We start from the raw sequence: 24665 nt of genomic DNA, 5'->3' as shown, positions 1-24665 counted from the left end.
CTCACGTCTCAGGATGTGAGACACCGCACACGGAGGGCGTGAACCGTTCAGTGCCCGTGTCCCATGGCATCGCCGCATCGTCGCATCTCCCTGGGCTGAACAGCCGCCGGTGCGGCAACGAAATCTGAAGCCGGCATCCGTATCCTTGGGCGCTGGACGCAACCAACAGGGTGGATGGCTGTGGCACGACGTGGAACGCAGGGAGCACTCCTGGCCAGCATGCTGCTGGCGGGCATCGCACAGGCACAGCAGGCCGCGCCGGTGGCGGTGCCCGATCCTGCACCCGTTCCCCCTGCTGATGCCCCGACAGCAGCCACCGCGCCGATTTCCACCGCCTTGCCGCAGGACAACGTCACCACCCTCGGCGAAGTGCGTGCGCTCAAGCCGGAAGACGAGCCGCTGGATCTGTACCGCTTCAAGAATCCGGTGAAGTTCGGCGACAACCGCTTCAGCCGCGACTGGAGCGAACCGCCATCGCCGGAGCAGGTCAGCATGGGCGGCGGCTACATCATGATGGGCGTGGTCAAGGGCGTGCTGGCGGCGGGCCGGGGTCTGAACAAGCTCACCGGCGGCCCCGACCAGATCCAGTCCGCCATTGCACGGCCACCGCCGGAGCTGAGCGCCGAGCAGCAGCGGCGCGCGTTGCAGTTCTGCCAGGAGCAGGAAGGCTGCGGCGCGCCGCCGGTGAAGTAGGCCGGTATATCCTGCCGGTTCCTCAACCGGTAGCGCTGCCATGTTCCTGCGTTCGTTCTGCCTGCTGGCTGCATTGCTGCCTGCGTCCGCCTTCGCTGCCGGCATCGCCGGTGATGGCGCGTGCCGCAATGGCGCGTTCCCCTCCGAACAGAGCCAGTTCGCGCTGGCGCGGGTGGTCGATGCACAGCGCCTGTATCTGCTCGGCGACATGGACGGTTGCCCGGCCAAGGGCGAACCGGCCTGCCGCCAGCGCAGCTATGTGGTCAACGGCGATACCGTGGTGACCGGTCGCGACCTTGGCCGCTACCGCTGCGCGTTCTTCCCGAACAAGGTGGGTGGCAGCGCCGGTTGGGTCGACCGCAGCAAGCTGCAGCCGTTGCCGGTGGCCGTGCCAACGCTGCAGGACTGGGCGGGCGACTGGAAGGACGGCGACAACGGCCTGCGCATCACCGTGCAGGGCGGGCAACTGCATGTGGAGGGTGACGCCTACTGGCCCTCTGCCAACCCCACGCCGGAGCAGCGTCCCTACGGGCCGAACATGGGCCAGGTGGAAGCGCGCGCCGCGCCGCGTGGTGCCGATGTCGAGTTCGTCGAGGACACCTGCAAGGTGCGCGTGCATTCGCTGGGTGAGGTGCTGATCGTGGCCGACAACAGCGAGTGCGGAGGCATGAACGTGCGCTTCAATGGCGTGTACCTGCGCGCGGGCACGCGCTGACCCCGTCGAAAGGCAACCGGTCAGTAGATCCACGCCATGCGTGGATGCGGTTCGCGGACCCATCGGCGGGGCCAGAGCCCTTTTGCGGGCGAAAGGGATCCGACCCCGAAGTTACCGCCGCCGTTCCAGCCACCACAGCAGCGATGCGCACAACACGAACGCCAACCACCACGGCCAGCGTGAGCCCGCCACGGGTTGCGTCACTGACGCATCCGGCGGCGTGCTGGCAGCCAACGCCTGCGTGGTCGCATCGATCATCACCTGCCGATGCAGCGTCGGTGCATCCTTCGGGTCGAACACATAGCGCCAGACAACGCTGTCGCCATGCTGCAGGCGCTGCCAGCCTGCCTCACGGGGCCACCAGCCGGCGCAGCGCAGTGCCGACGTCGCGCCATCGATGATCAGGGGTATATCGTCGCCGCGCTTGTTGAAGACCTGCAGCGGCGCCTGCACGCCGCACAGCATCTGCCGTTCGCCTGCCCAGCTGATCGGCTGCGGTGACCACAGTGCATCACCGCTGCCCTGTGCGCGTGCCAGGGTGGCCACCACACTGCTCCACAGTTCGCCGTGGCGATCATCGCGACCGGCCAGCACCCAGCGCCAGCTGTCGGTGAGTGGCAGCAGGCCGACGCGCCCCTTGCCGGCCGCGCGCCAGCCGCCGACGGCCTTGCCGCCCCGATCGTGCAGCAGTGCGTTGCTGCCCGGTGCCTGCAACGCCAGTGCTTCCAGCGAAGGCAGCGCAGCGCTGTGCGAGCTGCGGTCGGCTTCTTCGCCGTAGCCGGTTGGCAGTGTGCCGGCGGCAAGCGGGCCACGCCGTGCGGCGAGGATCGCGCTTTCGCCATCACCGGGAAGTGCGAGGGTGTGGCTGCTGCCATCGCCCTGCACTGGCAGGCCAAGATCGAGCAGGCGCTGGCGCGCACTGGCCGAAGGTGCCCCGGCACTTCGTACCAGTACACCCAGACCCTCGCGCAGCGCATGGCGCACGACGGCCAGCTGGCCTGCACTCAGGGCCGCCACGCTGCGTTCGTCCAGCAGCAGCAGGTCGCTGCGCGCCAGCGTTGCAGCATCGATCGAGACCACGCCATCGCCCACGCTGAGCCCGGCCCCGGTATCGGCCTGCACCTGCATGCGGAGGCCGGCATCGGCGGCCCAGCGGCGCAGGTACTTCAGTTCCGGGCCGGGTGCGCTGGCACGCACCAACAGGCGCAAGGGCGTTGCCGGCAAGGTCTGCTGCGGCACCGGTACGGTATCCACCACATGGCCTTCGGTGTCGAGCAGGCGCAGCCGGAACACGCTGCGGCCTTCGGCACGGGCGATGCCGGTGAGCTGGACGCGACCGTCGTCGGCAACGTCCATGCGATCGACCACGCTGTCGGCCGGGTCCAGCAGCTCGGCCTTCGCCTTTGCCGCGCCACGCGCCTGCGCCTGTACCTCGAAGCGTCCGCCGGGAGCGACGTCGGCCGGTGGCTGCAGCGCGACCCAGCCGCGCGGTGCGGGTGCTGCCTGCCAACGCACGTCGCCCGGCAACGCCGCGTCGCGATCGCGTGCGACCAGTCCGGCGCCAACGAGCGTGAGCGTGGAGGCCGGGTGTTGGCGCAGCGCGGTGGCCAGGTCGGGAACGCGCTGTGCGCCGGGCACATCGGCAGCTTCCGGCAACAGCAACAGCGGGCCTTCGCTGGCCGGAAGTGCGCCGGCCTTGCCGGCATCGATTCCGAGCACGACCAGCCCGCCTGCGGGTTGCTGGCGGGTGGGTGGCACCAGGCAGAAATACAGCAGCGTGGCGACGACGATCTGCAGTGCGATCACGCTCCACCGGCGGCCCGGGTGCGCGGTGCTTCCACGCAACTGGCGCACGCTGGCGATGACCACGACCACAGCGAGTGCCAGCGCAATCCACAGGTTCAGGCTGGAGGCGTTCATGGCTGCGCCTCCAGCGCATCGAGGTAGCGCTGGCCCATCGCATCGGCCGCACTGCGCCGCATCGCCTGCGGCAGTGGACGCTGCAGCGCCCGCCACAGCTGCGCGCGCAGGCGCTGACGACAGTCGCCGCAGTCGGGCTCGATGCGCAGCTGCTCGATGGCCGCGGCCAGATCCAGTGCATCGGGCAGGTAGGCCGCGTTGCGTTGCTGCCAGGCCGCGAGCGCATCGAGATCCGGTGCGCCGTTGTCATCACCGAGGCGTTGCCAGGCTTCAACGATGGCCGGATCTGGCGGAGTGCGCGCAGCCAACGGCAGTTCACGACTGGCCAGCCCGGCGCGATCACCGCCGAGGCGACGGCCTTCATCGATCGGCGGCAGCTCCGGCCCAACCCGGGCCAGATAGATGCGTTCGGCCTGCTGTACCTGCTTGATGAAGCCCAACGCCTTGTAGGCGAAGGGCAATGCCTGTTCCGGACGGCCCTGGCGCAGCTCGCCTTCGGCCGACCACATCTGGTCCAGCGCGGCCTTCAACGTGGCGCGGGTCTGCGGATCGAGCAGGGTGGCCGCTTCGGCGTGGTCATGGGTGTGTCCGTATTCGGAGAGCACGTCGGTGTCGCTGCCGAATACCGGCGGCGTATCGCGGTTGTCCGCCTTGCCGCCGTGATCATGGCCATGCGCGTCGTGCGCCCCACCATCGGCGCCATGGTCGTGATCGTGATCGTGATCGCTGTCGTGATCGTCTGCGGCCGGCGTATCGCTGGTGGGCAGGTCGCTGGTCGGCGGCGGCTTCGGCGCACCTTCGCTTTCCTCGCCCAGGAACTGGCCGTAGCGCAGGCGCAGGATGCGCTGGTCGACACCGATCGCATCGCTGCGCTTCACGAAGTCCTCGGCGGCCAGGCTGCGTCGCTGGCGGATCAGCGCTTCGGCATCGATGATGATCTGCCGCTGGCTGCGGAAGTACGCAGGCAGGGTTTTCCTGATTCGGCCTTCCAGCTCTGCACCGAGCGCGACTTCGGCGCTGGGCAGGCGCAGGATCACGCTGCTGCTGCGCCCGGTCTGCGGCGTGGGTGCATGGTTGTCGCGTACCTCCAGCTGGGCGATCACATCGTTGCCGGGCTGCGCGCCCAGCGCAGCCAGATCAAGGGTGTGGGCGAAGCGCCGCGCGGTGGCTTCGCCGCTGCCGGCAAGCGTGACGCTGCGCTTCACGAAGGTGATGTTCTCACCGCTGCCCTGGGTGGTGGTGATCGACAGCGTTGCCTGCGCCGCGACACCGTAATCGTCGCTGGCCTCGAAGCGCAGCGCCCACTGCCGTTGCCCCGGCGTGCCCAGCACCAGGCTGGCCGTGGGCTCCAGTACGCGCACGCTGGGTGCACGGTCGGCCACCACATCCAGCCGATGCAGGCGGGTCTCTGCCAGTGCCGGTTCGCTCACCACGCGGTACAGCACTGGCGTGCGTGCCACATCCTGCGCCTGCCACTGTCCTTCGTGCTCGCTCAGTGGCAACCGGCGACCATCGTGGAACTGCAGCCATGCCTTGTCCGGGGCGCGGTCGAAGCGCAGGGACCAGGACAGCCGGCTGTCGGCGGCGACCTTGGCGTCCAGTGCATTCCGGGTAAGCGTGGCCTGGCCGGTATAGGCCGGCGCGTCGATGCGCAGGCGGGTGGACTGCAGGCGCAGCGGGCCTGCGGCAGCCGTGCTGCCAGGTGCCGACGTGTGGGCAGGCGCGGAACCGGGGTTCGAACGCGGCCAGCCGAGTGTCAGCACAACAATGGCCAGGCCTGCGATCCAGCACAGCGCCAATGCCCCGCGCGGCCAGCGCGGACGCAGCTCCGGCATCGCGCGTTCCAGCGTGGCCAGCACATGCGCACGCTGGCGCTGCTGCAGCGGATTGAGCGTGGCGGCATCGGCGAACAGCAGGTCGGCACTGTCCTCGCTGGCACCGCTGCCATCGAGCTGGCGCTGCAGCCATTGCCGGTCCAGCTGGCGGGCATGCGCGGTGGCGAAGGCCGCACACACGAGCAGGCTGACCGTACCGACGACGCAGGCGATATCGAAGCCTGCCAGACGCAGGGCCAGCACCGCCGCAGCCAGTGCCCATGGCAGGCCCAGCAGCAGGGTGATGAGCGCACGGCGACGGCGTGCGCGTTGCCAGGCGTGCTGCAGGGTGTTCATGCGCCCACCCTGCGCTGGGCACTGCTGGCCATCCAGCGTTCCAGCGCGAACAGCAGCACGATGGCCAGCAACAGCCAAGGTGTCGGCTCACGCAGCGGCGGTGTTGCAGCAGGCAATACGGCCCGGCGCGGTGCGTGGTCACGTGCGTCGCCCAGGCGCGGGGCCGTGGGCGGCTGCAACGCCAGCAGCAGGGCACGTGGCAGGCGCGGATCGCGCAGCGCAGCGTTGCTGGCGGCATTCCAGTCGCCCGGCAGCGCCAGCAGAGAGCCGTGGCCGATGCGTTGCTGCCACAGCAGCGGTGCGCCCTCGGCGTCGCGCAGCAGGATGCGGGCGCTGGCAGCAGGCTTGCCGGCGGTTACGATACGACCGCCGTCGCGCAACCACGCCTGCCAGTTTGCTGGCAGTGCATCGCTGCGGCTCCACACGCCGATCTCGCCGCGTTCGGGCAGGGCATCCCCCGCCAAGGGCGAGGGCAGTGCCTGCACGCCCCACGCGCGCTGCAGTGCGTTCAACCAGTGCTGAGCAGTGGCGGATGCCTCGCCGTGTACGCGTAGCCGCGGCAGTGCCGCTGCAATCTGCGGCGGGGTGACCGGCATCGGCTGCGTGTGCCATCGCACCTCGCGCGACAGCTGCAGGCGGGCGCCATCCAGGCCGGGCAGGGGATCGGGAACGTGCACGGCCAACGCGGTGCCCGCGGGCAGCTGCGCGTCCAGTTCGCGCAGCAGGCTGGGCAGGGACGCGCTGGACGCAGGCGGTGCTTGGTCGATGGCGGGGAAGCCGGGTGCCAGCCAGTGCCAGGTGCGGTCCGCAGCGGAACCACGCAGTGCAGCGGCGTCCAGCCCAGGGGCCACCACCGTCCACGCATCGGGGGCGGGAGCGGGGCCGGTCAGCGCAGGTCGTGCCAACAGCAAGGCCAATGCAGCCAGCAGCAACAGGCGCACCAGCAGCAACGGCCAGTCATCGAAGCGGATGCGTTGGCGCGGCCGGATCTGTGCACGCAGCCAGCGCAGCGCGGCGAAATCCAGTGGCGTATACGGATGGCGGCGGGCGAGGTGGATCAGCAGCGGCAGCAGCCCTGCGGCGAGCGCGGCGAGGCCGAGCGGGAACAGCAGGGTCATGCACCGCCCCCACGGCCGAACAGCGCCTGCAGCGCCTGGTCCAGAGGCTGGTCGAGCCAGCCGGTGGCACTGGCGATGCCGCTGGCCTGCAGGCGCGCATGCAATGCGCTGCGTGCATCAGCGAAGCGCTGCAGGTAGTCGGCGCGGATCGCCGCGCCGTCGCCCAACAGTTCCTCGCCGGTTTCCGGGTCGCGGAAGCGATGGCCGGCGTCGAACGGGAAGTCGCGCTCGTCGGCGGTCAGGATCTGCAGCAGTGCCACTTCGCGGTGTGCGCTGGCCAGTTGTTCCAGCAGCACGATGCCGGCATCGTCGAAGCCGTCGCCGATCGCCAGCAACAGGTCGCCCGGGCGCACGCGCTCCCACAGCGGCCGAAGGCGATCGGCCGCAGGCCAGGCGCCGCGCGCCTGCAAGGAATGCAGTTGCAGATGCACGCGATCACGCTGGCGTGCGCCGTTCGCCGCGGGGACCAGCTGCAGGCCATCGCCATTGATCGCCAGCAGGCCGAAACGGTCACCCTGCTGCAGGGCCAGCTCAACCACGCAGGCGGCCACGCCGCGCATATGGTCCAGACGTGTGCGCGGCGGTGCCGCGCGATCCGCCTGGTTGGCCGAAGCGGTGGCGTCGAGCAGCAGCCAGACCGTGATCGGGCTTTCGCGTTCGGACTCGCGCACGAAGAAGCGGTCCGAGCGGGCGTACAGCTTCCAGTCGATCTGGCGCAGTTCGTCCCCGGGCTCGTAGGCACGGTACTGGGCGAATTCGAGACCGGCACCGCGGCTGCGGCTGGCGTGCTGGCCGATGCCACTGGCACCGCTGGCCAGGCGCGGCCGCAACCGCAGCAGGCGCAGGCGCGCACGCAGTTCCGGTGGCAAGGTCAGCGGGGTACCGGCGTTCACGCGTGGATCAACCCGGGAACGGCACGGCCTGCAGCAGGGCGGCGACCACGTCGTCGGCACGCTTCTGCTCGGCCTCGGCGGCGAACGACAGCAGCAGGCGATGGCGCATCACCGGCGCGGCCAGTGCCTGCACATCCTCGCGGGTGGCGGCGAAGCGGCCCTGCAGCAGCGCACGTGCTTTCGAGGCGAGCACCAGCGACTGACCCGCACGCGGGCCGGCACCCCACTTCACCCACTGGTTGATCGCTGCGGGTGCGCCATCACCGGGCCGGCTGGCACGCACCAGGCGGGTGATCCAAGCCAGTACATCCGGGCTGACATGCACCTGGCGCACCGCGGCCTGCAGAGCGATCACGGACTCGGCATCCATCACCTTCGGCACCGCGTCGGTGGCACCGCCGGTGGTCTGTTCCAGGATCTGCCGCTCTTCGTCTTCGCTCGGGTAATCCACCAGAACGTGCAGCAGGAAGCGGTCCAGCTGTGCTTCCGGCAGCGGGTAGGTGCCGGCCTGCTCGATCGGGTTCTGCGTGGCCAGCACGAAGAACGGCGCGGGCAGCGCATAGGTGATGCCGGCGTAGCTGACCGTGCGCTCCTGCATGGCTTCCAGCAGTGCGGCCTGGGTCTTGGGCGGGGTACGGTTGAGTTCGTCGGCCAGCAGCAGGTTGGTGAAGATCGGGCCTTGCTGGAAACGGAAATGGCGATGGCCGGTGCCGTGGTCTTCCTCCAGCAGCTCGGTGCCGAGGATGTCGCTGGGCATCAGGTCCGGGGTGAACTGCACGCGCCGGAACTGCAGCTCCAGCGCCTGGCCGAGTGAGCGCACCAGCAGGGTCTTGCCGAGGCCCGGCGCCCCTTCCAGCAGGCAGTGGCCGCCGGCCAGCAGGCCGATCAGCAGCTGTTCGACCACGGTGTTCTGGCCCACCACGGCGCGTGCGAGCGCAGCGCGCAGATCGTGCAGGCGCGGCAGCAGGGAATCGAGGTCGGGGGCGGTCATGGGCGTGCAGGTCCTATCAATTGTTCAACGCGTACATCACGATGTTGACGCCGAAGCGGGTGTTGTCTTCGGCCAGGAAACGCTTGTTGCGCCAGTCGTAGTCCCACTCGCAGCCATAGTCCTTGTTGCTGTAGAGCAGGCCCAGGCGGCCACCGACCTCGATGCCCTTCAGGTAGTCGTGCACCAGGTCGTCGCCCCAGCCGTTGAGTTCGAAGCTGGTGGCGGGCGGGCCATCCGGGAAGCGGAAGAAGCTGCGGTACAGCGCGTGGCTGTTGGGCAGCTTCTGCAATGCCTTCGGGCCGAACAGGCGGCCCATCTGCGCCTCGAACGAGGTGGCGAACAGGCCGTCGATGTCATGGTTGCAGTCGTCGACGAAGACGAAGCCGCCATTGCGCACGTAGCGCACGAAGTTCTGCCGTTCGGCGGCGTTGAACTCCACCAGCGTATGCCCGGCCAGGTAGCAGAAAGGCGCCTCCAGCATGCGCGGGTCGGCCAGCGCCACCACGTGCTCCTGCGGATCCACGCGCAGCGAGGTGTAGTCGATCAGCGAGGTGATCAGGTTGGACGGCATGCGCGCGTCCACGTCCCAGTCACCGGAGTCGTACTGCAGGCGGGTGAACCAGAAGTCGTAACGCGAACTGCGCGGGCTTGCCTGCGCCCAGGCCGGCAGTGCCGCCGCCGAAGCGGCAGCGGCCAACCAGCGCAGGCAGGCCCGGCGATCCATCAGACAGCGTCGGACAGCGAGGTGAAGGTGAAATCGCGCAGCTTCATCGGCGGGATCATCATCACGTAGCTGGATTCATCACCGGCCACGCGCACCGGCTTGCCCAGTTCTTCGATGTTGTTGAGCATGATCACCGGCGACTCGTTGAAGCGGAAGTTCTTCACCGGATGCTTGATCTGGCCGTTCTCGATGTAGAAGGTGCCGTCGCGGGTCAGGCCGGTCAGCAGCACGGTCTGCGGATCGACCATGCGGATATACCAGGTGCGGGTGACCAGGATGCCCTTCTGGGTGCCGCGCACCAGCTCGGCGGTGCTCTTGTCGCCACCGCTCATCAGCAGGTTGCCCGGCGAGGCCTTGGCGGTCTTGCCCTGCTTCTGTGCCCAGAAGCGCGAGTAGTCCAGGTTGGCGATCTTGCCGTTCTCGATGATGGCGATGCGCTCGCGCGGCAGGCCCTCGTTGTCCCACGGCAGCACCGGTGCATCCGGATGCCACGGGTCGGCGATCATGGTCACGCGCGGGTCGTAGACCTGCTCGCCCAGCTTGTTGCCGCCGCCCTTCTTGGACAGGAAGCTGCGGCCTTCATCGGCCGAGCGTGCGCTGAAGAAGTTCATCATGAAGCTGATCAGGCCCGCCGCCGCAGCCGGCTCCAGGATCACCGTGTACTTGCCCGGCTCCAGCGCCTTGGCTTCGGCCGATTCAGTGGCCTTGCGCATGGCGATGCGGATGTCCTGGTCCGCCTTGAAGTCCGCCGCGTCCTTCAGGTTGCGGCCGACCCAGCCCGAACCACGGCCATCTTCAGTGCGCACGGTGCAGGTGTAATCGAAGTTGGTGGTGCGCTGGTAGGCGAAGTTGCCGTTGCTGTTGGCGGTGGCCTGGAAGCCCTGGCCGTCCTCGAGGAAGCCGGCGGCGATCAGGCCGTGGCCACGGCACGGGGCGATCGAATCGGCGGCGACCTTGGCACGGAAGGCCGGATCGATCGCGGCGGTGGATTCGCTGAAGGTCGGGCTGGCGCGGTAGCTCTGCTTGCCGATGGCCGGCATGAACTCCGGGTTCTCCGGGGCCAGGCGGGCCAGGTCTTCGGCGCGGCGTACCACGCGCTCCAGCGCGGCATCGTCGAACTCGTTGATCGAGGCGGTGCCCACGCGCTTGCCGAAGGCGACGGTGACCGCCAGTTCGGTGTTGTCGACGATGCCGCTGGTGGAGACATTGTTCAGCGCGAAACGGATGTTGCCGCTGATCGCGCCAGCCAGCACGGCGGTGCACTCATCGGCCTTGGACAGGGCGATGACCTTGTCGAGGATGGCCTTGGCCTGGGCTTCGGTGAAGATACTCATGGTGTAAGGGCTCCTGACCGATCAGCCGAGGCTGCGTGCGGTGTTGATGACGTTGATGCCGTTGAAGCGCGCGGTGGACGAGCCGTGCGAGACCGCCGAGACCTGCCCCGGCTGGCCCTTGCCGTCGAAGAACGAACCGCCCAGGCGGTAGTCGCGCTCGTCGGCCACGGCGGTGCAGGCGTTCCAGAACTCCGGCGTGCGGATCTGGTAGGCCACGTCTTCCAGCATGCGGGTGATCTGGCCGTTCTTGATCTCGTAGAACAGCTGGCCGCCGAACTGCGCGTTGTAGCGCTGCTGGTCGATCGAGAACGAACCATCACCGATGATGTAGATGCCGTTCTCCACGTCCTTGATCAGGTCCGGCACGCTCAGTGGCTTCTTGCCCGGCGCCATCGACACGTTGGCCATGCGCTGGAACTGCACGCTGGACCACGAATCGGCATAGCAGCAACCGTCGGACTCGGTCTTGCCGAGGATGTGGGCCTGGTCGCGGATGGTCTGGTAGTCCACCAGCTTGCCGTTGCTGATCAGATCCCAGCGCTTGCACTTCACGCCTTCATCGTCGTACGCCACCGCGCCGAGGCTGCCCGGCTGGGTCTTGTCGGCGAAGATGTTGACCAGCTCACTGCCGTACTGGAAATGCTGCTCGCGCTTGTCCAGCGTGGCGAAGCTGGTACCGGCGTAGTTGGCTTCGTAGCCGAGCACGCGGTCCAGTTCCAGCGGGTGGCCGATCGACTCGTGGATGGTCAGCCAGGTGTGTGACGGGTCCAGCACCAGGTCGTACTTGCCTGGCTTCACCGACGGCGCCTTCAGCTTCTCCTGCGCCTGCCTGGCGGCGGCGATGGCGTCCTCCTTCATGTCGTAGGAGGAGCTGTAATTGACCACGCCATTGGGGCCGACCACCTTGCCGGCGGCGGCGCCATCCAGGTACTCGTAGCCCAGGCCCATCGGCGAGGACAGGCCCGAACGGGTACGGAACTTGCCGCTGGACTTGTCGATGGCGGTGACCGTCATCGGGGCCCAGATGCGGTGCACGTCCTGGTCGATGTAGGAACCGTCCGTGGAGGCGAAGTACTTCTGCTCGTTGACCAGGAACAGCATCGAATTGACGAAGCTGGCACCGGCACCCATCGCCGCAGCGTTGACGTCCAGCAGCAGGCCGACCTTGTCCTTGATCGGCACCTCCATCGCGTTCTTGCGGATCGGCGTGCGCCAGCTCACCTCGCCCACGCCTGGCGCCTTGGCCAGCTGCACCGGCGCGGTCTGCACGCCGGCGTTGGCCTTGGCGATTGCTGCCGCCTGCTGTGCGGCCTTGGCCACATCGGCAGTGCCCAACGCGTTGGTGGCGGCGAAGCCCCACGCACCGTTGACGATCACACGGATGCCCACGCCGGTGGACTCGGTGTTCACCACGTTCTGCACCTTGTCCTCGCGGGTGATCACGAACTGCCGCAGGTAGCGGCCGATGCGCACGTCGCAGTAGGTGGCGCCAGCGCTGCGTGCGGCCTGCAGGGCGGCGTCGGCCAGGCGCTTCTTCAGCGCCGGGTCGAGGCTGGACTGCAGCTGCTCGGCGGCGATCACCTTGCCGAAGAAGGAGGGCACGATCAGCCCGCCCGCGGTAAGCCCGGTCAGGGCCAGGAAGTCACGTCTTTGCAAGGCTGCTCTCCATGTCGAAGGATGGGTGGCTCAAGCGCCGAGACTGCGCGCGGTGTTGATGATGTTGATGCCGTTGAAGCGGGTGGTGGACGAACCGTGCGAGACCGCCGAGACCTGGCCGGGCTGGCCCTTGCCGTCGAAGAACGAACCGCCGAGACGGAAGTCACGCTCGTCGCAGATGGCGGAGCAGGCGTTCCAGAACTCCGGCGTACGGATCTGGTAGGCCGCATCCTCGACCATGCCGGCGATCTTTCCGTCCTTGATCTGGTAGTACAGCTGGCCACCAAACTGCGCGTTGTAGCGCTGCTGGTCGATCGAGTACGAGCCCCGGCCGTGGATGTAGATGCCGTTCTCCACGTCCTTGATCATGTCTTCGACGCTGAGTGGCTGCTTGCCCGGTGCCAGCGAGACATTGGCCATGCGCTGGAACTGCACGCTGGACCACGAATCGGCATAGCTGCAGCCATGCGATGCATCGCGGCCGAGGATGTGTGCTTCATCGCGGGTGGCCTGGTAATCGACCAGCACGCCGTCGCGCACCAGGTCCCAGCGCTGGGTCTTCACCCCTTCATCGTCGTAGCCGACCGCACCGAGGCTGCCCGGCTGGGTCTTGTCGGCGAAGAAGGTGACGATGTCGCTGCCCCAGCGGAAGCCGGCATCGCGCTTGTCCAGCGTAGCGAAGCTGGTGCCGGCGTAGTTGGCCTCGTAGCCGAGCACGCGGTCCAGCTCCAGCGGGTGGCCGACGTTCTCGTGGATGGTCAGGAACAGGTTGGACGGGTCCAGCACCAGGTCGTACTTGCCGGGCTTCACCGACGGCGCCTTCAGTTTCTCGCGGGCGTGGCGGGCGGCGGCGATGGCGTCCTCGACCGGGTCGTAGGAATCGCGGTAGGCGGTGATGCCACCGGGCAGCTGCACCTTGCCGCGTGCATCGCCATCAAGGAACTCATAGCCCATGCCCATCGGCGACGACAGGCCGGCGCGGGTGCGGAACCTGCCGCTGGCCTTGTCGATGGCGGTGGCGGTGAACGGCAACCAGATGCGGTGGATGTCCTGGTCGATGAACGAGCCGTCGCTGGACGCGAAGTACTTCTGTTCGTTGACCAGGAACAGGGTGGAATTGATGTAGTCGGCGCCCGCATTCAGCGCGGCGGCATTGAGTGCCAGCAGCAGCTCGACCTTGTCCTGGATCGGCACTGCCATCGCATTGCGGCGCACGGGCGTCTGCCAGCGTACCTCGCCGACCGAAGGCGTCGGTGCCAGCTGTACCGGCCGGGTCTGGATGGCGGCATTGGCGCGCGCGATCGCGACGGCCTGCTCGACCGCGGCGCGCACCGCGGCTTCGGTCTGTTGATGGGTTGCCGCAAAGCCCCAGGCGCCGTTGACGATCACCCGCACGCCCACACCGGACGACTCGCGGTTGGTCACATTGCCGACCTGGTGCTCGCGGGTGATGACCGACTGGTTGAGGTAGCGGCCAATGCGCACATCGCAGTAGCTGGCCTTGGCGGTGCGTGCGGCTGTCAGCGCGACCTCGGCCAGGCGCCGCCGCTGGGCGGTATCAACCGGCGCCAGCAGCTGCTCGGCAGCGATGGTACGGGAATGCGGCAGCAGCAGGCCCGCCAGGCCCAGACCGGAAAAAGCCAGGAACTCACGTCGTTGCACAGCGTTTCTCTCTCTCGCTTGCGTGCGGTTGGCAACGGGCCGGACCGATCACGTCAACTGCCCGACTTTCGCCAGCGCGGCGCGCGGGGACAAGTGACTGCAGTCATGGTTGGGGAGGGTTTCGGCAGGGCTGCGCCCTGCACCTGCTCAATGCAACGGCAACGGCCAAAGCCAGAGCCAGAGCGGCATTCCGTGGGATGGCGGGGCGGTGTGGGTGGGCAGGACACGCCGTAAACCCGTCCCTGGGGGCTCGATGGCGCCATCCATGGCGCCAACGGTCCTGCCCACCCACACCGCCCCACCTCTGACAGCTGGCCGGTGGCTGTTGGAAACTGCGATGGTTGTCCGAGCGGCTGTTGGTAGGTGTCGACCTTGGTCGACACATCTGTCAGATATCGAAATTCATCGGGGGTCAGAGCCCGTTGCGCAGCAACGGGATCCGACCCCGTGCTCCGACAGATCGCGGAGGTCTGTCGAAGGCGGGGTGGGTCCGGTTGAGGGGGCGTGAGCCGCATGGATGCGGCGACCGAGCTTACATGGACGTACTTGCAGCGTCCCCCTCAACCGGACCCACCCCGCCATCCCACGGATAGCCTGCTTTTGAATTTGACGTGGCTGTTGCCGTTGCTGTGGCTTGAAGCAGGTGCAGGGCTGCAAGCCCTGCCGAGCAACACCCCCTCGTGCACAATGGGGCCGACCCCCGCCTGGACACCGTCCTGATGTCGAGCAAGCCGTATTCAGAAGCCTGCGAGCGCAACCGCGAACCGATCGCCGCCGCACTCGACCCGTGGATGGGCGACCGTCATCGGCTGCTGGAAATCGGCAGCGGCACCGGCCAGCACGCGGCCTTCTTCGCCGAGCGCTGGCCGTGGCTGCGCTGGCAGCCCAGCGACCACCCGGACCACCTGCCCGGCATCGAGGCCTGGCGCGCGGAGGCGGCGCTGCTCAACCTGTTGCCGCCCGTGGCGCTGCAGGTGGAACTGCCGCCGGCACCGGGCCTGACCCTGCCCGAGGGCAGCACCTTCGATGCGGCGTTCACTGCCAATACCCTGCACATCATGGGCTGGGAGCACGTGCAGGCGTTGTTCGCCGCGCTGCCGCCGCTGCTGCGCCACGGCGCGCTGCTGGCGGTCTACGGCCCGTTCAACTACGGCGGCCGCTACACCAGCGACAGCAACGCGCAGTTCGATGCCTGGCTGAAGGCGCGTGACCCGCGCAGCGGCATCCGCGACGTGGAAGCTGTGCAGGCGCTGGCCGAGGACAACGGCTTCACCCGCCTGCGCGACGTGGCGATGCCGGCCAACAACCGACTATTGCTGTGGCGGTTGGGCTGATCAGGTCGCGGGTTGTTCGAATTGCCGAAGGCAGCGCTCGCAACTATTGCGGATTTCTCCAAACAGCCTTTGTAGAACTTCATGTTCTATTCCTTCCGCACGCAACTCGTTCAGTACTCGCAATGCGATGTGGGGTAGGAGTGATGCCATGGAAAAGAGCATGTAGGTTGCCTTGCCCAAGTCAACCTTCATCGACTCGGCAGTTTTCAGCCAGTCGTTCAGTCCAATTTCCCACCAGCGATAGTGATTGCCTATCTTCATGGCCATCTTGATCTTTCGCTTTTGAATGTGCTGATAGGGCAGGGCGCTGGACACATCGTAGAGGGGCGCGAGTCTGACTTTCCCAGCGGCCCCGATTAGCATTGAGTAATTTTTTGCGTGTGCATCAGTGCCGCCGATCAGATAGTTGAACATCAGCGCTTGAAGAAGAGCTTCCACGTCGACAGTTGGCTGGCTTGAGTGCTCCCACAGGACTCTGGACAGATCTGCCGGCCCGGGACCTCCTTGGCTCTGATACTTGATGTGAGGCATTACACCTAGGGCCTGGCAGAAGTCCTCCTGATGAACTCGCTTCCATTTCCCTGCCTCGCAGTATCGGTCGTAACGCTCAACACTGATTGCGGTCTGATCACCGAATACAATCATCTCCGCTGATGCAGCAGATGCACCAAGTGCGCGGGCGAGTCTCAGGCAAAATACCTCGTTTTCTACGAACCCATCGAAGTCACTATTCGGTGGCTTTAGAATGTGGGTTGTTGGAATCCGGCCAGAAGGAATTGCCCAGCTACCATCTTCTTGTCGAAGCAGTGCGATCTTGGCCTGTGCGCCGGCGAGGCTAAATTGGCCTACATCAGTGGGCTGTCTGCTTGCAGGCTGACCAATACCAATCCTCGAAAGCCGTTCTCCAACCTGCTGATTAGTAAGCGGTACCAGTAGATCATCTTCTCCCGCCAGAATGGAGTTGAGCCGTTCATCGCGGACGAATTGCACAGCCCCAGCGCAGTCCTCGCCTACATGACTCAGAATACCAACGGGATTGCGGGGGGACACATGAAATTGTGATGCCCACCGCTGCAGGAGCGACTCGTTGTCAGGCAGGAGGCCCCAAAGGACGGCAGCGACTTTGTCGGAAGAGTTGACGTCGCCGGCAAGGGGAAGCGAAAGGGAAAGCGGGAAAGCTCTCGCTGCACTCCTCCATTCGGCGAGATAGCTGAACTCCGGGTGCCCGCGCGAACCTTGGGTCAGGCGTCCCGAAATCTGACCGGAAAGAAGTACGTTGAGTGCCATGTCTATGACTATTTGGATGGTTTTTGGAATATTTCGCAATCAGCGTTTGACACGGCTCCTGAGGCGTTCCAATTGCTGCATCGTCGGCATTTCCATGTACTCCCTAAGGTGCTTCATGGCCGCATTCTCCATGGCTAGGTTAGCCTTCTTCAAAGCTGGAGATTCGAGAACCTCGGCGACTTGCTTTAGCAAGGGATCCTCCATGAGGCTTGAAGCGGCCTTTACTGTAGGATTCTGCAGAGCACGATAGATAGTCTCAAATGCTTCATTTTCCATCGGCCATGTTGGTCCTGGCAGAGAAAGCGAAGCTCTTATGAGTGAGTTCTGAAGTTCTACGTCGTTTGCCAGCGACGTCGCGTCAGCTGGTGAGCTCTTGTAACGGTCAACAATCTCGTCGATGTCGGCCGTCTGAGGCTCCACCGAATTCAGGTTAGGTGCTTGAGATGTGATTTCTGGCTCAACGATCAATGAAAGACCGAGAACGTTCATTACACGCAGTACAAGTTGCAGTTCCGCGCGCGGCTTGCCCTTCTCGATTTCAATGATCCATTGACGGCTGACGCCAGCCTCGCGAGCCAAACGCGCTTGGTCCCATGCTCGAGCCTTACGCTGGCTCCGGATCAGGTTTCCAAGCTCCTGTGCGGTTCTGATCGCTGTCATGAAACCAAGGTATGCGAACGTTGACATTGATGCAAATGCCAGCGTTCGCATTCATTTGGTCAGAAGCCCTGCTTAGCTTCGCCCGTTGGGCGGCCTAGGAAAGTAAGCGAACGACGACATTTGACCAATGTCAGCCTTCGATGACTTTTGCGCTTCAAGCCACCTGCACGATGTGCAGCGCCTTCGGGTTGCGCCACTGCGCCAGCAGCGTGGCTTCGCGCGCCTTGGCCTGCGCGAAATGCGCTTCCTTGACGTGGCCGAAGCCGCGGATGTGCTCGGGGACGCTGGCAATCTCCACCGCCAGCGCCAGGCGGTCGTCATCCAGGCCATCCAGCAGCAGCTGCACGGTGGCCTCGTAGTCGCCGATCAGCTTGCGCTCCATGCGGCGCTCCTCGGTACGGCCGAACACATCAAAGCGGCCGCCGCGCAGGAACTTCAGCTTCGCCAGCAGGCCGAAGGCCTTGAACATCCACGGGCCGTATTCCTTCTTCAGCAACCGGCCCTGCTCGTCCTTCTTCGCGAACAGCGGCGGCGCCAGGTGGAAGCGCAGCTGGTAGTCGCCCTCGAACTGCTGTTGCAGGCGGCGCTGGAAGTCGCCGCTGGTGTACAGGCGCGCCACTTCGTACTCGTCCTTGTAGGCCATCAGCTTGAACAGGTAGCGGGCCACAGTCTCGGTCAGCGCGGTGGAACCGCCGATGCGATCGGCCTCGGTGGCGCGTACGCGTGCCACCAGATCACGGTAACGCTTGGCGTAGGCGGCATCCTGGTATTCGACCAGGAAGGCGGCACGGCGCTCGATCATTTCATCCAGCGAGCGCGACAGGCGCGCGTCGTCCAGCGGCAGGAAGGCGACGTCGCCGCCATGCGAGGGCAGGCCGCGCAGCTCGCGTTCGTCAGCGGTGTTGCGCGGTGCCGCAGTTGCACCCCATTCGTTGCCTTCCCACTCGCCCGGCGGCAGCGGGTGCAGCGGGCCCGGGGTGGATTCGGTATCGGTGTGGCGGTTGCGCACCAGGCCGGCGGCCTGCTGCACGGCCTGCGGATCGACGGCGGCCAGGCGGCCCCAGGCGAACGCCTGCTGGTTCATCGCCACGGCCGCGCCATTCAACTCGATGGCGCGCATCAGCGATTCGAACGACAGCGGCACCAGGCCCTGCTGCCAGGCGTAGCCGAGGATGAACAGGTTGGCGGCGATGGCATCGCCCAGCAGCGCAGTGGCCAGCTGGGTAGCATCCAGCAGCAGCGGCTCCTGGCCGCCCAGGGCCACGCGCACACCGGCGACGATGTCGGCGGCGGGGAACTGCATGTCCGGACGGGTGGTGAACGTGCCCGGCATCGCTTCGTAGGTGTTCAGCACCACCTGCGAACGTCCGGCGCGCACCTTCGACAGGGCCCAGTAGTCATTGACTACCACCATGTCGCAGCCCAGCACCAGGTCGGCCTCACCGGCGGCGATGCGCACGGCGTGGATGTCATCCGGGCGGCGGGCGATGCGGATGTGCGTGGTCACCGCGCCACCCTTCTGCGCCAGGCCGGTCTGGTCCAGCACGGTCGCACCCTTGCCTTCCAGGTGACCGGCCATGCCCAGCAGCGCGCCGATGGTCACCACGCCGGTACCGCCGACGCCGGTGATCAGGATGTTCCAGGGCTGTTCCAGGGTGCCGCGGATGGTCGGTGCCGGCAGGTTGTCCAGCAGGGTGGAGGCATCGCGCTTGCTGCCCTTGCGCGGCTGGCCACCGTGCACGGTGACGAAGCTCGGGCAGAAGCCATTCACGCAGGAATAGTCCTTGTTGCAGTTGGACTGGTCGATCTCGCGCTTGCGCCCGAACTCGGTTTCCTTCGGCAGCACCGACACGCAGAAGCTCTTCTTGCCGCAGTCGCCGCAGCCTTCGCAGACCAGTGAATTGATCAGCACGCGCTTCTGCGGGTCTTCCAGCTTGCCGCGCTTGCGGCGGCGGCGCTTCTCGGTGGCGCAGGTCTGTTCGTAGATCAGGATCGAAACACCCTTCACTTCGCGCAGGCGCTTCTGCACCTCCTCCAGCTCGCTGCGGTCATGGAACTCCACGTCGCTGGGGAAGTGTTCGCGCTGGCCGGTCCACTTGCCGATGTTGTCCGACAGCACCACGATGGTGTGGATGCCTTCGGCGCGCATCTGCCTGGCGATGTCGGGCACGCTCAGCGGGCCGTCCACCGGCTGGCCGCCGGTCATCGCCACCGCATCGTTGTAGAGGATCTTGTAGGTGATGTTGACGCCGGCGGCGACTGCCTGGCGGATCGCCAGCGAGCCGCTGTGGAAATAGGTGCCGTCACCCAGGTTCTGGAATACGTGCGGGGTGTCGGTGAACGGCGCCTGCCCGGCCCAGGTCACGCCTTCGCCGCCCATGTGGGTGAAGGTGTCGGTGCTGCGGTCCATCCAGGTCACCATGTAGTGGCAACCGATGCCGGCCAGCGCACGCGAACCTTCCGGCACCTGCGTGGAGGTGTTGTGCGGGCAGCCCGAGCAGTAGTGCGGCACGCGCGGGAAGCTGGCGCGCGGCAATGCAAGCTCGGCTTCCTTCTCCTGCATCCACTGCAGGCGCTGCTCGATCGACTCGTTGTTGAAGAACTTCTGGATGCGGCGGCCGATCACGCCGGCGATGGTGGCCGGGGTCAGTTCACCGGTGGACGGCAGGATCCATTCGCCGCTCTCGTCGTACTTGCCGACGATGGACGGGCGCTGGCCCCAGCTGGCCGGCCAGTTGAAGAACTGTTCCTTCATCTGGCGCTCGATGAAGGCGCGCTTCTCCTCCACCACGATGATGTCTTCCAGACCCTGCGCGAAGCGCGCGATACCCTGCGGTTCCAGCGGCCAGGTCATACCGACCTTGTACACGCGGATGCCGATGTCGGCGCATGCGGCTTCATCCAGGCCCAGGTATTCCAGCGCCTGCAGCACATCCAGATAGCTCTTGCCGGTGGTGACGATGCCCAGCCGCGCGCGCGGCGCATCCATCACCACCTTGTCGATGCCGTTGGCGCGGGCAAACGCCTGCGCGGCTTTCACCGCATAGCGGTGCAGGCGCATTTCCTGGTCCAGCGGCGGGTCCGGCCAGCGGATGTTGAGGCCAGCCGACGGCATCTCGAAGTCTTCCGGCAGCACGATGCGGCGCGCCATCGGATTGACCTCGACCGAGGCCGAGGATTCCACCGTCTCGGCAATGGTCTTGAAGCCCACCCAGCGGCCGGTATAGCGGCTCATCGCCCAGCCGAGCAGGCCCATGTCCAGGATGTCCTGCACGCCGGCCGGGTTCAGCACCGGCATCATCGCGCTGACGAACTCGTCCTCGCTGCCGTGCGGCAGGGTCGAGCTGCGGCAGGCATGGTCATCGGCAGCCAGTGCCAGCACGCCGCCGTAGCGCGAGGTGCCGGCGGCATTGGCATGCTTGAACACGTCGCCGCAACGGTCCACGCCGGGGCCCTTGCCGTACCACATGCCGAACACGCCCTGCACGTTGGCGCCGGGGAACAGGTTGGTCTGCTGGGTGCCCCACACCATGGTGGCGCCCAGGTCCTCGTTCAGGCCCGGGGTGAACTTCACCTTGGCTGCGTCCAGGTGCTTGCGCGCGCGCCACAGTTCCAGGTCGAAGCCGCCCAGCGGACTGCCACGGTAGCCACTGACGAAACCGGCGCTGTCGATGCCTTCGGCGGCATCGCGCAGGCGCTGCATCAGCGGCAGCCGTACCAGCGCCTGCACGCCACTCAGGTAGATCCGCCCCTCGTTGCGGCTGTACTTGTGGTCGAGCGTGTAATCACGGTCGATCAGGTCGGCGGAAGAGGGCGAAGTGAGTTGCGCGGTACTGGTCATGGCTGGCCCGGTAGGATCGGCTGGCACCGGCCGCGTGCGGGCACGCGGCGGGAAAGGCGCGAATTGTAGCAGCGGGGCCGTGGTGGTCCCGGCACTCGCGCCCGCGCCGCTGCTGGGGTTAGGATCGGAGGCGAGAGAGGGAGGCTGCGGTTGTGCAGCCTGGGGAGAAGGGATGTCAGTTCCAGGAAAGATCCTGGCCAGCGTGCTGCTGGCCTCGGGAGCGGCCACGGCGTGGGCCGCGCCGGCCATGCCGGCACCACAGGAGTTCTACTTCGACAGCGACCTGGCGGCGGCACCGATGGTGGCGATGCAGGGCGAGGGCGATGAGCTGGTCAGCCAGCTGGTGAGGCTGCGCGAGCGCGGCCGGCGCGCGGTGGAAGCCACCGTGCAGCTGGCTTCGTTGGCCAGCACCCAGGGCCGTGCCGAGCTGGCCGACCAGCTGTACGGCGAGGCTTTGAAGGAGGCGCCGGCACAGAGCAGCGCGGGCCGCAGCGTGCGCTGGAACTATGGCTGGGACCTGCTGCGCCAGGGCAAGCCGGAGGCAGCGCTGGAGCAATGGCTGTCATCGGCCGGCAATGCGCGCAGCAAGCCCAGCTGGGTGCCACCGACCTATGCGCTGGCGCTGTGGCGGATGGGGCAGAAACAGGAAGCGGTGCAGTGGTATGCCGCAGCGGTGCGCACCGAGCCGTCGCAATGGAGCGCCAGCGCCAACTACGCGCAGCTGCTGCCGCAATGGCGCGAGGACGAGCGTGCGTCGTTGGCCGAAGTGCAGCAGGCGTGGCTGGCCGCACCGCCTGCCTGGCCCTGAGGGAGGGGGTCCGGCCGGGTTGCACCCGGCACCCGCAGAGGCAACGGCCGGAGCAACAGCGGGCAATCCGCGGGATGGCGGGGCGGTGTGGGTTGGCAGGACACGCCGTAAACCCGTCCCTGGGGGCTCGATGGCGCCATCCATGGCGCCAACGGTCCTGCCAACCCACACCGCCCCACCTCTGACGGTTCGACGCTGCTGTTGGTAGGTGTCGACCTTGGTCGACACGGTAGATCCACGCCATGCGTGGATGAATCTGCATCGGAATCGACTATTCGATATCTGATCGAAAGGCAGCCGAGCGTGGGCTCGGCTCTACAAAGAGCGGCCAGCCAAGCGCTTTTGCTTTTGCTTTTGCTTCTGCTTTTCTTCTTTCTTTTCCGTGGCGGACGCAGTCGGAAATTGTCAGAGGCCGGGCGGGGTGGGTTCGCGGGGGTGTCCGCGGCATGGATGCCGCGGCCAAGCCCCCATGGACGGGTTCACGGCGTCCCCCGCGAATCCATCCCGCCCGGCCAAGCGCGGCTTTTGATGTTCACAGCCAACCAGCCGCCACGAGGGGCTGCGCCGTTCGCTGGAAACCGCTCAGTCGTCCGCGGACACCGTCCGCCCCGACGCCCACGCCCGCAGCGCCTCGACCTGCTCGGCCATCAGTACCGACAGCGGTCGCGTCGCACGGATCTCGTTCATCAGCAGCTCGGTATCCAGCGGCCGGCCCTCGGCATGCGCCGCATACAGCCCGGCCACGATCGCCTGCTCGATCTCGGCACCGGAGAACCCGTTGGCGGCAGCCGCCAGCGCGGGCAGTGCGAAGTCGTCGGCGTTGAGCTGGCGCCGGCCGAGGTGCAGCCGCAGCAGCTCCACGCGCACTTCAGGCGAGGGCAGGTCGACGAAGAAAATCTCGTCGAAACGGCCCTTGCGCAGCAGTTCGGCAGGCAGCTCATGTACCTGGTTGGCAGTGGCCACAATGAACACCGGTGCCTTGCGCTCGGCCATCCAGGTCAGCAGATGGCCGAGCACGCGGCGCGACACGCCGCCGTCTTCGCCACCGCTGGCCAGGCCCTTCTCGATTTCGTCCATCCACAGCACGCAGGGCGCCAGCTGCTCGGCCGAGGCCAGGGCCTGGCGCAGGTTGGCCTCGGTCTCGCCGTGGTACTTGTTGTACAGCGCGCCGACGTCCAGGCGCAGCAGCGGCACACCAAAGCCGGCAGCGGTGGCCTTGGCCAGCATCGATTTGCCGCAGCCCTGTACGCCCAGCAGCAACATGCCGCGCGGCGGGTCCAGCCCGGCCGGTGCCGAGCCAGCGATGAACGCCACACGCCGCTGGTTGATCCAGCGCTTGAGCCGGTTGGCGCCGGCCACGTCGCCGAAGCGCGCGCTGTCATGCTCGAAGAACAGGTGGCCGCTGCGGTTGAGCAGCTCGAACTTCAGCCGTGCCAGCTGCGGCAGGTCGTCATCGCGCAGCGCGCCATCGGCGTAGATCAGCTGGCGCGCGATGCGCCGGGCATCGACCAGGCTCAGCCCCTGCAGATTCTTCAGGATCTTCTTGACCGCTTCGCTGTCCACTTCTACCCGGCGGCCGCCATGCTCGCGGGCGTAGGCATCGGCCTCTTCGCGCAGCATCTTCAGCAGGGCGTTGGCGTCGGGCAGGCGCGGGTTGAAGCGTACCGCCAGCGCTTCCAGCTCGGCCGGCAGTTCGACCTTGGCGCCGATCAGAACCAGCACGTGCGGTTCGCTGTGGCGGCGCTGGATCAGGTCGCGCAGGGCGCGCTGGTGGCTGGCATAGCCCAGGTAGGGGTGGAAATCGAGGAGCAGGTAGACCCCGCGCTGCTCGGCCTGGCGGATCATCTGCAGGGCCGCGCTGGCATCGGGCGGCCCGACCGGTGGATCTTCGCTGTCCAGGTCGATGCGGCGCAGGCCTTCGGTGATCGACCAGCGGTGCAGCGCCCGCCACACGTGCATCAGCGTCTGCCGGAACAGATCGACGATGCGGCCCTCGTCCTGGGTCTCGATCACGATCAGGGGGGTGTTGGCGCGGATCAGTGCGCTCAGGTCCTGCAGCTCGCTCATGCCGGTTCGATCCTTCGGGGGCGCCACGATAGCAAAGGCGATGGCCACAGGTTCAGCGCAGTGCTACCTCCCGTCACCACCGCCGGTGTACGCTCGGGGCACGTACCCGGAAGCGAGGCTGGCATGAAGACGATCCTGGTGGCCGGTTCCAAGGGCGGGGTGGGCAAGACCACCGTCGCCACCCACCTGGCCGCGTACGCGGCATTGCAGGGCAAGGCCACGGTGATCGCCGATGCCGACCCGCAGGGCTCCAGCACCCGCTGGGCGCAACGGCGTGCCGGGCTGGAAAGCGCGGTGCTTCCCATTGATGTGTATCGAAAGAAGCAGTGGGCACAGAAGCTGCCCGACGGCACCGAAACCGTCATCATCGATGCACCGGCCGGTGCGTTGGCCGACGATATCCCCCATTTCCTTGACGCTGCCGACGCGGTGGTGGTGCCGGTGTTGCCCTCGGCGCTGGACATCGAAGCCATCGTCGGCTTCCTCAACAGCCTGGCCCAGAACCCGCGGGTGCACAGCCGCAAGCTGCCGGTCGGGCTGGTCCTGAACCGCACCAAGCCCTGGACCCAGACTTCGCAGCAGGCGTTGCAGATGCTGGCCGAATGGCCGTACCCGGTGGTCGCGCAGCTGCGTGACAGCCAGAGCTATGTGGTCATGACCGGCCTCGGCCGCAGCCTGTTCGACTACCGCTCGGCCCAGGTGCGCGAGCATCAGGCCGACTGGGAGCCGCTGCTGTCCTGGCTCAAGCTTTGATCCCTGCGTCACTCTTTCTGCTGCATCCTCTTCTTCAT

18 protein-coding genes are annotated in these 24665 nt (G+C 66.8%); 5 read left to right on the top strand and 13 right to left on the bottom strand.

The annotated features are described in order from the left end of the window. The first annotated feature begins 174 nt into the window (after positions 1-174). Together AC5P57_RS18875 and AC5P57_RS18870 are read left to right on the top strand one after the other, a co-directional pair. Positions 175-693 carry a hypothetical protein gene (locus tag AC5P57_RS18875; protein ID WP_099552775.1) on the top strand — a complete coding sequence of 173 codons (519 nt, stop codon included), beginning with the start codon at positions 175-177 and terminating at the stop codon, positions 691-693. A gap of 40 nt (positions 694-733) precedes the next feature. After that, the gene (locus AC5P57_RS18870; protein ID WP_142807974.1) at positions 734-1408 is read left to right on the top strand and encodes a hypothetical protein; all 675 of its coding nucleotides are present in this window, start codon (positions 734-736) and stop codon (positions 1406-1408) included. Between the two features lie 111 nt (positions 1409-1519). Here the strand turns inward: AC5P57_RS18870 and AC5P57_RS18865 are convergent, their stop codons facing one another. From AC5P57_RS18865 to AC5P57_RS18825, 9 genes are read right to left on the bottom strand one after another with little or no spacing between them, the layout of a single operon-like run. Beyond that, a complete protein-coding gene (locus tag AC5P57_RS18865; RefSeq protein WP_262235878.1) occupies positions 1520-3328 on the bottom strand; it encodes an amino acid adenylation domain-containing protein in 1809 nt (602 codons plus the stop codon). Next, positions 3325-5499, bottom strand: a complete 2175-nt coding sequence (locus AC5P57_RS18860; protein ID WP_262235876.1) for a DUF4175 domain-containing protein — start codon at positions 5497-5499, stop codon at positions 3325-3327. The genes AC5P57_RS18865 and AC5P57_RS18860 overlap by 4 nt, the downstream gene beginning before the upstream one ends. Then, on the bottom strand, positions 5496-6617 hold the full coding sequence (locus AC5P57_RS18855) for a BatA domain-containing protein (protein WP_099552771.1): 1122 nt from the start codon (positions 6615-6617) through the stop codon (positions 5496-5498). The genes AC5P57_RS18860 and AC5P57_RS18855 overlap by 4 nt, the downstream gene beginning before the upstream one ends. Next, the gene (locus AC5P57_RS18850) at positions 6614-7510 is read right to left on the bottom strand and encodes a DUF58 domain-containing protein (RefSeq protein WP_262235875.1); all 897 of its coding nucleotides are present in this window, start codon (positions 7508-7510) and stop codon (positions 6614-6616) included. Before AC5P57_RS18850 ends, AC5P57_RS18855 begins: the two co-directional genes overlap by 4 nt. A gap of 7 nt (positions 7511-7517) precedes the next feature. Continuing rightward, on the bottom strand, positions 7518-8501 hold the full coding sequence (locus tag AC5P57_RS18845; protein WP_262235874.1) for an AAA family ATPase: 984 nt from the start codon (positions 8499-8501) through the stop codon (positions 7518-7520). 16 nt (positions 8502-8517) lie between these two features. Next, on the bottom strand, positions 8518-9225 hold the full coding sequence (locus tag AC5P57_RS18840) for a DUF4159 domain-containing protein (RefSeq protein ID WP_262235873.1): 708 nt from the start codon (positions 9223-9225) through the stop codon (positions 8518-8520). Further along, complete coding sequence (locus AC5P57_RS18835; RefSeq protein WP_099552767.1) at positions 9225-10559, bottom strand: TldD/PmbA family protein; 1335 nt, start codon at positions 10557-10559, stop codon at positions 9225-9227. Before AC5P57_RS18835 ends, AC5P57_RS18840 begins: the two co-directional genes overlap by 1 nt. 21 nt (positions 10560-10580) lie before the next feature. After that, positions 10581-12215: a TldD/PmbA family protein gene (locus AC5P57_RS18830; protein WP_099552766.1), complete on the bottom strand. Its 1635-nt coding sequence runs from the start codon at positions 12213-12215 to the stop codon at positions 10581-10583. Positions 12216-12245: 30 nt separating this feature from the next. Continuing rightward, a complete protein-coding gene (locus AC5P57_RS18825) occupies positions 12246-13877 on the bottom strand; it encodes a TldD/PmbA family protein (RefSeq protein ID WP_262235872.1) in 1632 nt (543 codons plus the stop codon). Positions 13878-14596: 719 nt separating this feature from the next. Here AC5P57_RS18825 and AC5P57_RS18820 point away from each other — a divergent pair. Beyond that, positions 14597-15211 (top strand): DUF938 domain-containing protein, encoded by a 615-nt coding sequence (locus AC5P57_RS18820; RefSeq protein ID WP_099552529.1) that lies wholly within the window; start codon positions 14597-14599, stop codon positions 15209-15211. Here AC5P57_RS18820 and AC5P57_RS18815 read toward each other — a convergent pair whose 3' ends face one another. The 3 genes from AC5P57_RS18815 to AC5P57_RS18805 all read right to left on the bottom strand — a co-directional run bounded on the left by AC5P57_RS18815 (position 15212) and on the right by AC5P57_RS18805 (position 20999). Then, complete coding sequence (locus AC5P57_RS18815) at positions 15212-16498, bottom strand: type II toxin-antitoxin system HipA family toxin (RefSeq protein ID WP_262235871.1); 1287 nt, start codon at positions 16496-16498, stop codon at positions 15212-15214. A gap of 39 nt (positions 16499-16537) precedes the next feature. Then, positions 16538-17185, bottom strand: coding sequence for a helix-turn-helix transcriptional regulator (locus AC5P57_RS18810; RefSeq protein ID WP_262235870.1), 648 nt, complete (start codon positions 17183-17185; stop codon positions 16538-16540). 127 nt (positions 17186-17312) lie between these two features. After that, the gene (locus AC5P57_RS18805; protein WP_262235869.1) at positions 17313-20999 is read right to left on the bottom strand and encodes an indolepyruvate ferredoxin oxidoreductase family protein; all 3687 of its coding nucleotides are present in this window, start codon (positions 20997-20999) and stop codon (positions 17313-17315) included. Positions 21000-21171: 172 nt separating this feature from the next. On the opposite strand from AC5P57_RS18805, the gene AC5P57_RS18800 reads away from it, so the two are divergent. Then, positions 21172-21807: a tetratricopeptide repeat protein gene (locus AC5P57_RS18800; protein ID WP_262235868.1), complete on the top strand. Its 636-nt coding sequence runs from the start codon at positions 21172-21174 to the stop codon at positions 21805-21807. 582 nt (positions 21808-22389) lie between these two features. Here AC5P57_RS18800 and AC5P57_RS18795 read toward each other — a convergent pair. Further along, positions 22390-23874, bottom strand: a complete 1485-nt coding sequence (locus tag AC5P57_RS18795) for an AAA family ATPase (RefSeq protein WP_049429869.1) — start codon at positions 23872-23874, stop codon at positions 22390-22392. Between the two features lie 123 nt (positions 23875-23997). On the opposite strand from AC5P57_RS18795, the gene AC5P57_RS18790 reads away from it, so the two are divergent. Continuing rightward, entirely contained in the window at positions 23998-24627 is a 630-nt protein-coding gene (locus tag AC5P57_RS18790; protein ID WP_049446080.1) for a ParA family protein, read from the top strand. Positions 24628-24665 lie beyond the last annotated feature (38 nt).

This window comes from Stenotrophomonas sp. YJH_SMC_79, from assembly GCF_059367995.1.
Note: the sequence above shows the minus strand (reverse complement) of the source record. Positions and strands in the feature narration are given on the sequence as shown.